The organism is Streptomyces humicola, from assembly GCF_024436035.1.
In the GTDB taxonomy this organism is placed as follows: Bacteria; Actinomycetota; Actinomycetes; order Streptomycetales; family Streptomycetaceae; genus Streptantibioticus_B; species Streptantibioticus_B humicola.
In genome coordinates this window covers 217,230-230,762 of record NZ_JANFNG010000005.1, presented here as the reverse complement: position 1 = coordinate 230,762, position 13,533 = coordinate 217,230, and the positions used below count along the sequence as shown (strand labels likewise).

Genomic DNA, 13,533 nt, shown 5'->3' with positions numbered 1-13,533 from the left:
CGCTGGTCAGCGAAGCCCGAGGCCGCAGCTCGACTAATCCAGCGCGAAAGGCCACGACGCGGGTCCTCCCCGATCGCGCAACAATGACAAACTCACTGGTCACGGGACTCTGATCAACCCTCAGAGGATCTGCACCCAACCCGGTTCGGCCCCGGCATCGACCGTGGCGTATGTCCGCGGCCAACGCTCGCGGTTGGCCTTGTCCGCTGTGCTCGCCGACGCCATTGTCGCAGCGGTGACGATGGCTCTCGGCCTGGGCTTGGGCGTAGCCTTGCGGGCATGATCGAGGCATGGACCGACCACCCGCTGGGGGCGCTCCGCGCGGCCTGCCACGCCGGGGACGGACCGCGTCTGCTTGCCCGTCTACGCGTGCATGAGCGCGGTGGCGTGCTGGAGTAGTCACCGTGGCGGTGTCTCGGGCCCGGGGCGCGAGAGATGACGGCCGTGGGCGGGTGCGCTCCTCGTGCGGAGCTGGTCGGGCGATGTGGTTCTCTCCGAACAGCTCGAGGCCGTGGCCGACGGGGGCGAGTCCGTGCTGCGGCCGCTGCTGGTGGACCTGGAGGAGCTGTCCGGTTTGCTGGAAGGCAATCCGGCCTGGGGCGGTGGCCGCATATTGGTGACGACTGGCGAGTGCTGGCCCGTTGCCGTCGGCGCCGATGCCTCGTGGACCGGGGCGAGCCGGAGGATGGGGATGTCGAGCGGTGGCTGGACGTCCCGTGCGCGGGATCGCGTGATGCCTACCGCGACATGGAGGACTTCATCACGTCGGTCGACGAGCCGGATCTCGCCCGGTTCCTGAGAATCGCGATCCAGGATCCGGGGGCGTTTCGCCGCTTCAAGAACACGCTGGTCGCCTCACCAGCCCAGCTGCAGCAGTACTGGTTGTTCTCGGCGGAACGGCAGTACGGGCGGGCCAGGGCCTGGCTTGCCGACGACGGCTACCACCCCGCACCACTGGCGGCTAGTGACCCGCGTGCCCTCATTGTTCAGGTCCTCGGCCAGCACGTAGTAGTAGGGCTTCCAGTAGTTCGAGGTCGCCTCGATGACCACCAGGGTGACGTTCGCGGCCAGTAGGTGTTCGCGCAGGGCAAGGACCGCGTTCGTCGTTGATCCCCACGTGGTGGTCTCGTTCGTGAACGAGCCCCGGCGTTTCGTGCTCGGTGTGCGGACGCACGCTTTGGCGTCCTTCTTGCTGATGTCCAGTCCCGCGCAGCGTTCGTGTAGTACGTCCATGCCCTGGTCCCTCCCTCAACGGCCGAGCAGTACGCCGTTCCGGGAGGGCCAGGGTGAATCAGGATTCTGACGCACGTGCTCATAGCAACACTCCACGGTTCCCGTGGACGGCCCTCGGCACCATGCTGACCTGCGAGCTCGCTGGCATCACAGAGACCTCGGTTTCGGCCGGAACGAACTCCTCCAGCGTTCCGGACCGGTATCAGCCCACGTCAGGGCGGACAGAAGCACCCCCGGCGCGCGCCACGGGATTTACCACGCCCCCGGCGCGCACCGAAGGTGCGCCGCGTTGCTGACCTGCGGATTCGTGCCTGGTTGAGCGTGGAGGGCCGGACGCGGCTGGTGCCGCTTCCGCCGAGTGGGTGACTCGTGGCGTGGTGCGGTAGGAGCATTCACGGCGGACCCATGACGGACACTCCGCGCCCGACCGGGCCTATGGCTTCAGGGCGAGGGTGAGGAGATCGCCGAGGATGTCCACTCCGTGCTCGGTCAGTACGGATTCCGGGTGGAACTGGGTGGAGGAGAACCGGCGGCCGTGCAAGGCGTGCACCTCGCACGTGGCCGGGTCGCGGACCACGATCACGTCGTCGGGGAGGCGGTCGGTCTGCGACAGGGCGACGAAGGTGTTGTAGAACCCGACCCGCGTCCGCACCCCGAGGAAGGGGATGTCCAGCTGGAGGCCTTGGTTGGGGGCGGCCTTGCGCACGATCGGCAGCCCCAGCACGTCGCAGAGGATCTGGTGCCCGAGGCAGACCGCCAGGAAGGGACGGTTCTCGTCCAGCAGCCTGCGGACGGTGCTGCGAAGCACGTGCATCTTCGGATGCTTGCTCTGACGTGGATCTCCGGGCCCCGGGCCGACGATGACGACGTCGAAGCCCGCGGTCTCGAAGGGCTCGTCATACCGTCGGACGACGACATCGGTTCCCAGCGCGGCGAGCTGGTGGCCCAGCATGGCGGTGAAGGTGTCCGCGCTGTCGAGGACCAGTGCGGAGCGTCCGGCCAGTTCGGGACGGGTGTAGACGCGCGGTCCGGGGGGTTGGAGCCAGAAGCGGGAGAGGGCCTGGTTCCGGCGTTCGAGCAGCTTGCGGACGTCCGGATGACCGGCCAGTGGCGGCGACGGCGCTTCAGGCCGCCTCGGCTCCACCGCAGGTGATGCGACGTCATTAGTCAGGGCGCCTACGACGGCGGCCGCCTTCGCCCGCGTTTCCGCCACCTCCGAGGCGGGGTTCGAGTGACGGACCAGCGTTGCTCCGACGCCCACCCGCAGGGCGCCGGCGCCGTCGAGTTCCGCGGTACGGATCAAGACGGTGGAGTCGAGCGTGGGCAGGCCCTCGCCGTCCTGGCCGATGAGGGCGAGCACGCCGCTGTAGTAGCCCCGGCCGTTCGGTTCGTACCGTTTGATCACTCGGCAGGCGTTCTCCAGTGGGCTGCCGGTCACGGTGGGGACGAACATGGTCTCGCGCAGGATTTCCCGGACATCGCGCCGACTGCGGCCGGTCAGCGTGTATTCGGTGTGCGTGAGGCGCGACATCTCCTTCAGCCCGGGACCGATGACCTGCACGCCCGGTTCGCAGAACCGGGACATCATCTTCAGTTCCTCGTCAACGACCATGTAGAGCTCGTCGATCTCCTTTCGGTCTGTGAGGAATTCCAGGACCGTGGGTAGGGTGACGCCGCTGGGGGAGTGGCGAAGGGTGCCGCTGATCGGGTTCATCAGCACGTTTCCGGCGTCGAGCGTCACATGCCCTTCCGGTGAGGCGCCGACCAGGATGCGGGAACCGGTGAAGATGAGAAAGGTCCAGTAGGCGTCGGTCTCGGTGGCCAGTAACCGGCGGAATACCGTGAGCGCAGCGTCGATCGGTCGTCCCGCTACGGTACCCGCGAAGGAGCGGCGGATCACGAAATTCGCCCCCTCGCCGTTTCCGATCTCCTCCGAGACGATCTGCTGCACGGTGGCGGCGTATTCTGCGTCCTCGGTGTCGAAGCCGGCGTCGGCAGCGAGCCGGACGGGCCGGTCGGGGAGAGCCCGAAACACCGTGTCGACCGGTACGGCGCTCTGGGCCTGAATACTCAGGGCGGTAAGCGGTGTGCCGTCGTCGTGGCAGTCGAAGCCGCGCTCGGTGATCTGGCGGTATGGCACCAGCACCAGCAGGTCGTGCTTCGGCCGCCCGCGGCACTCCTTGGTGTCGCGCAACGGAAGTTCGCTCAGACTGCCGACAGTCGCCGTCTCACCGACGAGAATCTCCACCTCGGCGCCTGGTGTGGACGTTCCGCGGTGGAGCAGCGCGAACGGAGGCGGTTCGGGCCGTCGGAGAATCCAGGAGAGAATATCGGGCCGGGCGGTGCCCTCACGGCGCAGGTCGTCGTTGCACACTGGTTCACCCGTCGTTGTCGTTTCTTTCTGCGTCGGTCCGCTTCGGTGGAACCCCTGCGGATCCACGTATCCGTTTCGGTGATCTGGATCGATGGATGCGAATACCGCTCCTTCGCGGTTCCCGAGACTTTCAAGAGGCCTGAAGGTCGGCAACTACTCGTATGGGTTGGAGCGCGCGGGTGCGGTTGCGTGTCAAGCACTCCTGCCCACTCACATGAGTAGTTGGGCGCGTTCGGCCGCATGCCTAGAGTTGCCGACTGACACGAGACCGGCGGATCTCGACGGACTCCGTACGAGGCGTCAGGACGAGGAAGGATGGCATGGACGGCGGAAGGCTAGGAATGACCTGGTCAGGTCCCATGGATCCGCAATTCTCGCTCTCCTTGGAGGAAATGCGCTCGTGGCTCTGTCTTTCCGCGGCTCAGCAGCCCTCCTGGGGGGATGAGTGGTTGGTCGGGGAGGTCAGGAAGGACCTGGCGCGCCTGCCGGGGCTGGTCACCGGAGCCGAGATCGACGTCCTGCGCTCGCTGCTCGCCGAAGCGGCCGCGGGCCGGATGCGGGTGATACAGGCGGGTGACTGCGCCGAAGACCCCGCAGAATGCGCCCCGGAACACGTCACGCGCAAGCTCGGGCTGCTGCAGGCCATCGCGGGCGTCATGCGAATGGGATCGGGACTGCCGGTCGTGCGCGCAGGCCGCATCGCCGGCCAGTTCGCCAAGCCGCGTTCCGCCTCCAGCGAGTGGGTAGGTGGAGTTGAACTTCCGGTCTACCGAGGTCACTTGGTGAACGGGCCGGATGCCACCGTGCAGTCCCGGTGCCCCGATCCGCTGCGGCTGACCCTGTGCTACGAAGCCGCCGCCCGTGCGATGGCATTCCTGCGTAGCGCCGAGGACCGCGTCTGGACAAGCCACGAAGCCCTCCTCCTCGACTACGAGCTTCCTTTGCTCCGGCGTGACGTCGACGGACGGCTGCTACTGGCCTCGACGCACTGGCCTTGGATCGGCGACCGCACCCGCCAACTGGATGGTGCTCACGTACGGCTGTTGTCTGTTGTGGCCAACCCGGTTGCCTGCAAGGTCGGGCCGGGAATGGACGAAGACGAACTGCTGGGCCTGTGCGAGCGTCTCGACCCCTGCCGGGAGCCGGGAAGACTCACCCTCATCGTCCGCATGGGTACCACCAGGGTGGCCGAGCGGCTGCCACGACTCGCCTCCCGGGTGCGGGACGAGGGCCATCCGGTCATCTGGCTCTGCGATCCCCTGCACGCCAACACGGTCCAGGCCCCGGACGGTCGCAAGACGCGCATGCTGGAGGCGGTGATCCGTGAGGTGTGCGCCTTCCAGGAGGCCCTCGGCGAGGCGCAGGCCGTCCCGGGCGGACTGCACTTGGAGGCCACCGCGGATCCGGTGACCGAGTGCGTCTCCGCGGAATGTCCCATCGACCGGGTGGGCGAACGCTACACGACGCTGTGCGATCCGCGGCTCAATCCCCAACAGGCGTTGGCCACAGCCGCTGCCTGGACCAGCTGACGAAGCGAAGAGGCGACGAAGCGTGGATGACGGAAGGCACGGTCTTCCCATGGCTGCCGTAGCGCAACAGGAAGCCGGTGAGCGACTGCGCGGGATCGTGGCGACGGTCCTCGAGATGGACGCGGACGACATAAGCCTGAGTGCGTCCTTTTACGAAGAGCTCTCGGTCAGCTCCCTGGAGAAGGTCGAGATATCCGTTCGGCTGGAGCGTGAGTTCGCCGTCTCGCTGGCGCCGGAGGAGATGACGGGCGTACGCAGCATCGCGGACGCGCTCGATCTCCTGCGGCGCAAGGGCGTGGTGGTCTGATGGCCGAGCATGTGCCGCGACGGTTCGGGGCGGTTCCCGTGGTCACCGGCCTCGGTGCGGTGTCCGCGGCCGGCCTGGGGCGGGGCGCGCTGTGGGCGGCGGTCCGCGACGGCAAGCCTGCGAGCGGGCGCGTCACCCGCTTCGACGCCTCGGGATATCCCACCGATGAGGTTGGGGAGGTGCCGCCGGCTGCGCTCGTGGCGCTCGACGGCCTTGTGGCGGCGCATGAATCCCTCGCGGCGCGGTTCCTGGCCGCCGCCGCCGTGGAGGCGCTGCGCGACGCCGGCCCGCCGGCGCCTGGCTCCCGCGTCGGCCTGTTCGTCGGAACGGTCATGGGTACACGGCCCGTACTGGACCGCGGGATTCGGGGCGGCGGCCCGCTCTCCTTCGCTGCCGGTGGCGCATGGGCACAGCCGGAGCGTCTGCTGGATCTGATGCCCGGCGTGGTGGGAGTGAACGGGCCGAGTGTCGTGCTGGCGTCCGGGTGCTCGGTGGGTGGCGACGCCATCGTCCGCGGGGCCGCCGCGATCGCCTGCGGCGAGGTCGATCTGGCCATCTGCGGCGGTGCGGAGGAGCTGTCCGAGGAAGTCTTCGCCATGTTCACGGGCATGCGGGCGCTCGCGCGGGGGGCGGTGCGGCCGTTCGACGCCGACCGCGACGGCACCCGCCTCGCCGAAGGCGCTGGTGTCGTGGTCCTGGAAAGCGCCCGGCACTGCGCCGAGCGAGGCGGAGTGCCGCATGCGCTGCTCCTCGCCGGGGCGTGTGCCGCCGACGCCTATCACCTGACCCGCCCGCGGCCCTCCGGGGACGCGGTCATTGACGTCCTGCGCCGGTCGCTGCGGGATGCCGGGCGCCGTCCGGAGGAGGTCGACTGGGTTTGCGCACACGGGACCGGCACTCCGGCGAGCGACGGGATCGAGGCCCGGGCGATCGCCACCGGGCTGCGGGGCGCCGGCCGGCGCCCGCCGTCCGTGTCCTCGCTCAAGGGGGTCCTCGGCCATGCGTTGGGTGCGGCCGCGGCCCTGGAGGCGGTGGTGGCCGTGCAGGCGCTGTGTGTCGGACGGATGCCGGGGAACGGTGGGCTGCGGCGGCCCGACCCCGCCTGCTCGGGGATCGACCTGGTGCCTCCCGAGGGGCGTGCCGGGCGGGTGGCCCTGGTCACGAGCCTGGCCTTCGGCATGGGCGGCGGGGTCTGCGCGCTGCTGCTGTCGCGTGCGGGAGGTGGTCATGAACGGTGAGTCGGTCGGCGTAGCGGGGGTGGGTGTGCGGCTGCCCTGCGCCGCAGACGCCGGACAGCTCGCGGCCCGTCTCGCCCTGCGGCGCGAGGTACGTCTTGTTCACCGGCGGTTCGCCCTTCCTGGTGCGCGGACGGCCGTCGCCGACGGACAGGTCGGGCTCTGTTCGGCTCCGGCGGCGCCCGGTCGCGGCCGGACCGCGGGCGCTGCCGCACCGGGTGGAGGCGGTGAGGTGACGCATGCGCTGGCCGCGGCCCGAGCGGCGCTGGAGGCGGCTGGCCGCGGTGGCGGCGCGGTGGCCGGACGGACAGCGACCGTCTGGGCGACGTCCACGGCAGGTCTGGAGGAGTACGCAGCGCTGTGCTCGGAGCTGGCGTCGGCGGGCGCTGGGCCAGTCTCGCCGTTGCGCGCGGCCCGCTCGGCGTTCACCGGATGTGCGACGGCGCTGTCGGTGGCGCTCTCGTTGGAGGGTCCCTACCTCAATCTCGCCGGAGACCGGGACGCGGGGGCGCACGCACTGTTCGAGGCCGCACGGTTGCTGGTGAGAGGAGAGGCTGCTCGAGCTGTGGTGGGTGCGTCCGCGGGTGTTTCCGGATGGCGCCTTGCGGCGGATCGCGCGGCGGCAGGGCACTCCGAGGGCGCGGTCTGTCTCGTCCTCGGCGGGGCTGACACGGTGGGGAACGAAGTGGCCCGGATACGGCCCCTGATTCGCTCCGCCGACGTCGCGTCAGGCAGTGATGCTGCGCTGGAGTCCTTTCTGCGCAGTTGTCTGGCGGCCATGGAACGGCCGCCGGAGATGGTCGCGTTGTCCACGGGAGCCGGGGGCGGCGCCGTGGCGGCTGTCGTCAGCCGCGTGTGCGGCGTCCCGTGCCACCGGATCGAGGAGGTCGCTGGTGATCTCGGTGCTGCGGGCGGGGCCGCGGCGCTCGCCGCGTGCGCTGCAGCGTCTGCCGAACCGGGGCTTCCGGTGCGCTCGCTGGTCCTGGCGGTCGGCGCCGGTGGCGCGGCCGGCATCGAAGTGATATCCGCGAAACGAGGTCGGTTATGAACCTGTTGGAACGCCTGGTGGGAGTCCACCTGGACCGCGGCGGCGGTGACCGGGTGAGTTACCTCGATCCGGACCTGGGTGAGGTGACGTACGCCCGGCTGCATACGGCGGCCCGGGGGTACGCCGGTGCGCTGCGTGCAGCTCGGCTCGTGCCGGGCACGCGCGGCTTGGTGATCGCAGACGACTCGGTGGCGACCGTTGTTGCGGTGCTCGGCATGTGGTGGCACGGATGCGTGCCGGTTCCGGTCAGCCCCGCGCTCTCCGACGAGGAGATCCGATTCCTCGCTGAGGACTGCGGGGCCGGTGTGGTCCACGTTGACGCCATGTCGCCCGCCAGGCAGGCCTCCCTGGAGGCCCTGTTCGACTCGCTGCCACGCACCAGCGGTGGCGAGGTCCGGGAGTCGGTCAGGACCGGACGCGAGGGACCGGCGCATCGCCCGGAGCAGGCGGCCGCGCCTGCGGTGTGGCCCGACGCCGACCCGGTCCTGGTCCAGTACACCTCTGGCAGCACCGGCCATCCCAAGGGCGTGCTGCACTCGGCCGCCGGGATCGACGGGGTACTCGGCGGATTCGGCAGTGTGTTGGCGCTGCGTACGGACGATGTCGTGCTGTCCACCGCGAAGTTGTCCTTCGGTTTCGGCTTCGGCAACTCGGTGCTGTTCCCCCTGGCTGCGGGGGCCCGCGTGACACTGCTGCGCGGGCCGGTGGACGCTCAGATCGCCGCCGCCGCCTTGCGGCGCTACCACCCGACCGTGCTGTTCTCGGTACCACGCATGTACGCGGCGCTGCTGGCCATGGCCGACAGTGGCACCATCTCCGGGATCGGCTCCCTCCGGCTGGCGGTGACGGCTGGCGAACACTGCCCGGCACACCTCGCCGAACGCGTTCCGGCGGTGCTCGGGGCGCCGCTGGTGAACGGTCTGGGTGCGACGGAGCTGCTGCACATCTGCGTCGCCACCAGTGCGGCCCGGCCCCTGCCGGGTTCGACCGGCCAGCCGGTGCGCGGAGTGACCGTGACCGTTCGCGACGAGGACGGAGATCCGGTCCCCGACGGCATCGAGGGCCGGTTGCACATTGCGGGCCCCTCGGTCGCCCTCGGCTATCTCAACCGCCCGGATGCGACCGCCCGGACTTTCGCCCACCGCGGCGCGTTCACCGGTGACATCGTGCGACGGACCGAGGATGGCGACATACGCTACGTCTGCCGTGCCGACGACCTGCTGAACCTCGGCGGCTACAAGGTCGCGCCCAGCGAGATCGAAAACGTGATCCGAACCGCTCCCGGGGTCGCGGAGTGCACCGTCGTCGGCGCCACCGACGCGGACGGGCTGCAGCAGGCGGTGGCCTATGCCGTCCCGGTGCCGGGAACTCCACGCGACAAGCTACGACGGGCTGTCCTGGTGGCTGTCCGCACCCAGCTGCCGCCGTTCAAACGGCCGGCGCGGGTGGAGGTGCTGGACGCTCTGCCCACCACGTCCACGGGCAAGCTGGCCCGGTTCCAGCTGCGTGACCGAGAGGCGGCGGCGCGACGATGAGCTGGGACATCACGGGAATCGGAGCGGTGTCGGCGCTCGGATCCAACCCCTACGAGATCTTCGACGGCCTGTGCGCGGGGTGCAGCGGGCTGGGTCCGCTGCGCGCCTTCGATGCCGCGAAGTACCGGGCCCGCTGTGCCTATGAGATCGACGACCGCGCCGGGCCGGAACCCGACGAGCCCTTCCGCGCGTCACGCTGGCTGCGCGCCGCCGTCGGCCAGGCCCTGGCGGACGCCGGACTCGAGGGAATCGGGTCCCGCCCCGTGCTCGTCGGCACGACTTTGCGCGAGCAGCGCTCGGCCGAGCTGTGGTGGCGTCAGGGCACCGAGTTCTCCTCCTGCGATCTGCACTTCGGTCCCACGTTGCGGAACGAGTTTGGCACGCCGTACAGCTACACGTTCGCCAACGCCTGTGCCGCCGCACTGTACGCGCTCGGCATGGCCACCGACATGATCGAGCTGGGCCAGGCCGACACGGTCGTGGTGGCCGGCACGGATTCCATCACCGAGAGCGCCTTCGGCTCCCTGGACCGGGTGCAGAACCGCACGCCCGAGGCCCTGCGGCCGTTCGACAGGGAACGCAGCGGAATGCTGATGGGGGAGGGCGCGGTGGCTGCCGTGGTGCAGCGCTCGGGCACGGCGACGGCCGGCCGGGTGCACGCCGTGGTCCGCGGCGTGAGCATGAGTTGCGACGCCCACCATCCGACCGCACCGGACCCCGAGGGCATCGTCTGGGCGGTACAGGACGCTTATCGGCGGGCGGGTGTGACGGCCCGCGACATCGACCTGGTGATGCTGCACGGGAGCGGTACCCAGCTGAACGACGAGGTCGAGGCGGCGGCGATGTGCCAGGTGCTCGGTGATGCCGTCGAGGGGCCGCTGCTCACCGCCATCAAGTCGATGACCGGCCACACGCTGGGCGGTTCCGGTCTGCTCAGCCTGGTCATGGCCGCCCTGTCGCTGCAGAAGGGGGTGGTTGCTCCGGTCCTGGGGCTGAACGACCCAATCGAACAGGCTCGTTCACTGCGGCTGGTACGCGGGATGGCGGCCACGGCCGATCTCGCCGTCGCGCAAGTGAACGCGTTCGGTTTCGGCGGGATCAACGCGGTGGCGGTCCTGGAGAAGGGGGCATGATGAGGCCGGAACTGAAGGACGCGGTGGTGACCGGGTGCGGCATCGCCGTCTCGGGCGTCGCCGGGCCTGGGGACCTGCTGGCGGCGGGCCGGGCAGCGTCCGCAGCGGGCTTCGACCCGGAGACCGGGCTGCGCGGTCGCGACCTGCGCCACAGGGACCGGGCCTCGCGCTTCGCGCTGCGGGCCGCCGAACCGGCGCTGAACGAGGCGGGCCTGTCCGACGGCGAGCGGTACACCGGCCCGGAGCACGCCACCGCCGTCGTTGTCAGTTGCAATCTGGGAAACCTCGACAGCGTGTGCCAGTTCGCGGACACCATCGCTGAACACACCGTCACCGGGCTGAGCCCGCTCGGACTTCCTCAGACGTCCACCAACGAGATCGCCGGCTGGCTGGCCATCCGCTACCGGATGCGCGGCCCCAACGTGACGCTGTGCAACGGCGCGACGAGCGGTCTTGACGCGCTGCACTGGGCGGCCAACCTGATCGCCGCCCGGCGTGCCGAGGTGGTGCTCGTCGTCGGCGTGGAACCGGACACCGAGCCGGTCGCGCGGCTGCTCGACGACGGGACCGGGAGGCCGCGGCTGGACGGGGCCGCCGCGCTGGTCGTGGAGGCCGTGGGCCACGCGACGCGCCGCGGCGTGCCCGCCCTAGCCCAACTGCGCGGATACGCACGATCGCCGCGCTCCGACGAGGCGTTGGCCCGCGTCCGGGCGACCGCCCCCGGGCCGATCAGCCTCCTGCTGGCCCGAGATGGTGGCCCTCTTCCCGGTGACGGGCGTGTCCTCGATCTCACCGCTCGGCTCGGCCACTGTTCGGGAGCGCTGGGCGTGCTGCAAGGCGCAGCCGGGGTCAGCCACCTGCGCGAGGACAGCGTTGGGGCCGTCCTCGCCGTGGCCGGCGGTGAGCCCCGTGACGACGCGGCAGCGGCGTTGCTGCTCACCGCCGCGGCAGGCGTCTCATGAGCCGGCGGGTTCTCATCACGGGTTTGGGGGCCGTCTCCCCTCTGGGGTCCGGCGTCGCGCGGTTCTGGCAGGGCCTGCTGGTCGGCGGGGCGCGTCCTGTGCCGTTGCCGGATCCGCGGGCGCATATGCGGTCGCCTCTGATGTACCTGGTACCGGGGGATGCCGTCCCGGTGGCCCCCGCTCACCACGGTCATGTGCCGCTCGGCCCCGGCCCGCGGATGGCGGTCGCTGCGGCCCGTGAGGCGGTCGCCGATGCGGCGCTCGGCCCGCAGTTCTGTTCCGCCATGCCGGTGGTCATGGGCGTGGAGATGGGGAACGCGGCTATGCACGAGGCACGACGCGCGGCCGGCACGCCCGCGGATCCCGACGGCCCGTGGAATCCGCTGACCGTCACGGCTTCGGCCGCCGCTACCGCGGTCAGGGCACGGGGCAGCAACGTCAGCGTCGGCAACGCGTGTGCCGCGAGCGGTTACGCCGTGTCCGTCGCTGCGGACATGATCCGCGAAGGCGAGGCCGAGATCGTCCTCGCCGGCGGCGCCGAGGGGCCCACGCGCGTCGGCCTCGGCGTCTTCAACCGGCTGGGCGCGGCCGATCCGGAGGCCTGCCGTCCGTTCGACCGCCACCGCAAGGGCACGGTCTTCGGTGACGGCTCGGCGATGCTGGTTTTGGAGTCGGCCGAACATGCCGACCGGCGCGGTGCGGTGCCGTACGCCGAACTGGCCGGCTTCGCCTGGAGCTGCGATGCCCACCATCTGACCGCGCCGGAGCCATCCGCCGTACAGGCCGTCCGCGCGATACGGGACGCGCTCACCGACGCCGGCACGGATGCCGACCGGATCGGGGGCGTCATCCCGCACGGCACCGGCACCCCGCTCAACGACGCGGTGGAGAGCTATGCGCTGCGCGAGGTGTTCGGCGAACGGTGCGATCGGCTGCCGCTGCTGAACCTCAAGGCGATGATCGGGCACACCGCCGGTGCCGCCGGCGCGTTCGGCTGCCTCGCCGCCGCGCTGCTCATCCGGCACCGCTCGATGCCGGCGAGCCCGGCTCTGCAGGATCCCGATCCCGAGTGCCCGGTCTGGATCCCGCAGGACCACCCGGTGCCGCTCGCCCCGGCGTCGGTCCTGGTCAACGCTTATGCCTTCGGAGGCACCAACGTCTCGCTCGTCGTCACCGAAGCGCAGGAGGCGGCATGAGCGAGCTCGTGGTGACCGGTCTGGGGATCACCTGCCCCGGGGTGGCCAAGCCTTCGGATGCCGCCGCGCCCCGTCAGGAACCGTCGCCCGGATGGTTCGACGTCTCCTGTGCCCTGCCCGGACGGGGATACAAACGGCTGCCGGCCGCCTGCCAGTACCTGCTCGCCGCGGCCCGGAACGCACTGGCCGACGCGGACGCCCCGTTCGACGGCGTGCCCGATGAACGACGCGGGCTGGTCGTCGCCACCAACAACGCCGCCATGGAGCTGACCGAACATCAGGATGGCGTGATCCTCGCCTCCAGCGCCGACGAGATCGGCCCGCTCACCGCGCCGTTCTTCGTGCTGAGCCTGTTCGCCTCGCGCCTCGCCACGGAACACGGCGTGCGTGGGTTTTGCCTCACCGCCAACTCGCCGCGGACCGCGGGCCTTCAGGCGCTGCGGCTCGCGGGGCGGGCACTGGCATGCGGGCGGGCGGACCTGCTGCTCGTCGGCGTCACGGAGGAACGCCTCCCCGAGAGCGAACCGGGCAGCTCGCACAGTGACTGCGGAGCCGCCGTACTGGTCTGCGGCCCTGCCGCGTCCACAGCAGCGGAAACCGCCTACGGAGACTGCCGGATCGGCGATGTCTTCCTGGAGCCGGGAGGCGAGCCCGACCCGGCGCTGACGCGGGCCTGGAACGTGGTATGCGCTGGGGCGCCGGGCCCGGTGCTCGTCGACGCCGTGCTCGACGACTCCGCCATTGGCGGCGCGGTGGCGTCATGGCTGGCCCGGCGGCCCGTCGAGACGCGTATGGTCCGCGCCGGAGCCGGGTGCCTCACCCCCATGCGCCATGTCGTCGGCGCGCTCGCCGGAGGCGGCCCGGAGCGCGTCGTGATCACTGCGGCAGCCGAGGGGGCGGTCACGATGGCCCGGGTGAGGCCCGCCCGGCATGCCGGGGAGCAGACGATCAGTCACCGGACCATGAGCGCGAGGAGTTGAC

12 protein-coding genes are annotated in these 13,533 nt (G+C 70.7%); 11 read left to right on the top strand and 1 reads right to left on the bottom strand.

Going from position 1 to position 13,533, the window contains the following annotated elements:
• The first annotated feature begins 463 nt into the window (after positions 1-463).
• Entirely contained in the window at positions 464-799 is a 336-nt protein-coding gene (locus tag NGB36_RS10095; protein WP_255919830.1) for a hypothetical protein, read from the top strand.
• Positions 748-1,074: a UPF0158 family protein gene (locus NGB36_RS33755; RefSeq protein ID WP_372509404.1), complete on the top strand. Its 327-nt coding sequence runs from the start codon at positions 748-750 to the stop codon at positions 1,072-1,074. The genes NGB36_RS10095 and NGB36_RS33755 overlap by 52 nt, the downstream gene beginning before the upstream one ends.
• 592 nt (positions 1,075-1,666) lie before the next feature.
• On the opposite strand, the gene NGB36_RS10085 is transcribed toward NGB36_RS33755, so the two are convergent.
• Positions 1,667-3,607 carry an anthranilate synthase family protein gene (locus NGB36_RS10085; protein WP_255919828.1) on the bottom strand — a complete coding sequence of 647 codons (1,941 nt, stop codon included), beginning with the start codon at positions 3,605-3,607 and terminating at the stop codon, positions 1,667-1,669.
• A gap of 359 nt (positions 3,608-3,966) precedes the next feature.
• Between NGB36_RS10085 and NGB36_RS10080 the strand changes: the two genes are divergently transcribed.
• The 9 genes from NGB36_RS10080 to NGB36_RS10040 are packed head-to-tail and all read left to right on the top strand — an operon-like array spanning position 3,967 to position 13,532.
• Positions 3,967-5,136 carry a 3-deoxy-7-phosphoheptulonate synthase gene (locus tag NGB36_RS10080; protein WP_372509403.1) on the top strand — a complete coding sequence of 390 codons (1,170 nt, stop codon included), beginning with the start codon at positions 3,967-3,969 and terminating at the stop codon, positions 5,134-5,136.
• A 49-nt stretch (positions 5,137-5,185) separates the two neighbouring features.
• Positions 5,186-5,443 carry an acyl carrier protein gene (locus tag NGB36_RS10075; RefSeq protein WP_255919827.1) on the top strand — a complete coding sequence of 86 codons (258 nt, stop codon included), beginning with the start codon at positions 5,186-5,188 and terminating at the stop codon, positions 5,441-5,443.
• Positions 5,443-6,681 carry a beta-ketoacyl-[acyl-carrier-protein] synthase family protein gene (locus tag NGB36_RS10070; protein WP_255919826.1) on the top strand — a complete coding sequence of 413 codons (1,239 nt, stop codon included), beginning with the start codon at positions 5,443-5,445 and terminating at the stop codon, positions 6,679-6,681. The genes NGB36_RS10075 and NGB36_RS10070 overlap by 1 nt, the downstream gene beginning before the upstream one ends.
• On the top strand, positions 6,671-7,726 hold the full coding sequence (locus NGB36_RS10065) for a hypothetical protein (RefSeq protein ID WP_255919825.1): 1,056 nt from the start codon (positions 6,671-6,673) through the stop codon (positions 7,724-7,726). The genes NGB36_RS10070 and NGB36_RS10065 overlap by 11 nt, the downstream gene beginning before the upstream one ends.
• On the top strand, positions 7,723-9,261 hold the full coding sequence (locus NGB36_RS10060; RefSeq protein WP_255919824.1) for an AMP-binding protein: 1,539 nt from the start codon (positions 7,723-7,725) through the stop codon (positions 9,259-9,261). Before NGB36_RS10065 ends, NGB36_RS10060 begins: the two co-directional genes overlap by 4 nt.
• The gene (locus NGB36_RS10055) at positions 9,258-10,394 is read left to right on the top strand and encodes a beta-ketoacyl-[acyl-carrier-protein] synthase family protein (RefSeq protein WP_255919823.1); all 1,137 of its coding nucleotides are present in this window, start codon (positions 9,258-9,260) and stop codon (positions 10,392-10,394) included. The genes NGB36_RS10060 and NGB36_RS10055 overlap by 4 nt, the downstream gene beginning before the upstream one ends.
• Positions 10,391-11,356, top strand: coding sequence for a beta-ketoacyl synthase N-terminal-like domain-containing protein (locus tag NGB36_RS10050; RefSeq protein ID WP_255919822.1), 966 nt, complete (start codon positions 10,391-10,393; stop codon positions 11,354-11,356). The genes NGB36_RS10055 and NGB36_RS10050 overlap by 4 nt, the downstream gene beginning before the upstream one ends.
• The gene (locus NGB36_RS10045) at positions 11,353-12,552 is read left to right on the top strand and encodes a beta-ketoacyl-[acyl-carrier-protein] synthase family protein (RefSeq protein WP_255919821.1); all 1,200 of its coding nucleotides are present in this window, start codon (positions 11,353-11,355) and stop codon (positions 12,550-12,552) included. Before NGB36_RS10050 ends, NGB36_RS10045 begins: the two co-directional genes overlap by 4 nt.
• Positions 12,549-13,532 carry a beta-ketoacyl synthase N-terminal-like domain-containing protein gene (locus NGB36_RS10040; RefSeq protein WP_255919820.1) on the top strand — a complete coding sequence of 328 codons (984 nt, stop codon included), beginning with the start codon at positions 12,549-12,551 and terminating at the stop codon, positions 13,530-13,532. Before NGB36_RS10045 ends, NGB36_RS10040 begins: the two co-directional genes overlap by 4 nt.
• Position 13,533: the final 1 nt, after the last annotated feature.

What these genes read in the sequence shown, in the direction of transcription:
- NGB36_RS33755 (WP_372509404.1), top strand. Translation starts at nt 748, where the DNA reads ATGGAGGACTTCATCACGTCGGTCGACGAGCCGGATCTCGCCCGGTTC.
- NGB36_RS10080 (WP_372509403.1), top strand. Translation starts at nt 3,967, where the DNA reads ATGGATCCGCAATTCTCGCTCTCCTTGGAGGAAATGCGCTCGTGGCTC.
- NGB36_RS10075 (WP_255919827.1), top strand. Translation starts at nt 5,186, where the DNA reads ATGGCTGCCGTAGCGCAACAGGAAGCCGGTGAGCGACTGCGCGGGATC.
- NGB36_RS10070 (WP_255919826.1), top strand. Translation starts at nt 5,443, where the DNA reads ATGGCCGAGCATGTGCCGCGACGGTTCGGGGCGGTTCCCGTGGTCACC.
- NGB36_RS10065 (WP_255919825.1), top strand. Translation starts at nt 6,671, where the DNA reads ATGAACGGTGAGTCGGTCGGCGTAGCGGGGGTGGGTGTGCGGCTGCCC.
- NGB36_RS10060 (WP_255919824.1), top strand. Translation starts at nt 7,723, where the DNA reads ATGAACCTGTTGGAACGCCTGGTGGGAGTCCACCTGGACCGCGGCGGC.
- NGB36_RS10055 (WP_255919823.1), top strand. Translation starts at nt 9,258, where the DNA reads ATGAGCTGGGACATCACGGGAATCGGAGCGGTGTCGGCGCTCGGATCC.
- NGB36_RS10050 (WP_255919822.1), top strand. Translation starts at nt 10,391, where the DNA reads ATGATGAGGCCGGAACTGAAGGACGCGGTGGTGACCGGGTGCGGCATC.
- NGB36_RS10045 (WP_255919821.1), top strand. Translation starts at nt 11,353, where the DNA reads ATGAGCCGGCGGGTTCTCATCACGGGTTTGGGGGCCGTCTCCCCTCTG.
- NGB36_RS10040 (WP_255919820.1), top strand. Translation starts at nt 12,549, where the DNA reads ATGAGCGAGCTCGTGGTGACCGGTCTGGGGATCACCTGCCCCGGGGTG.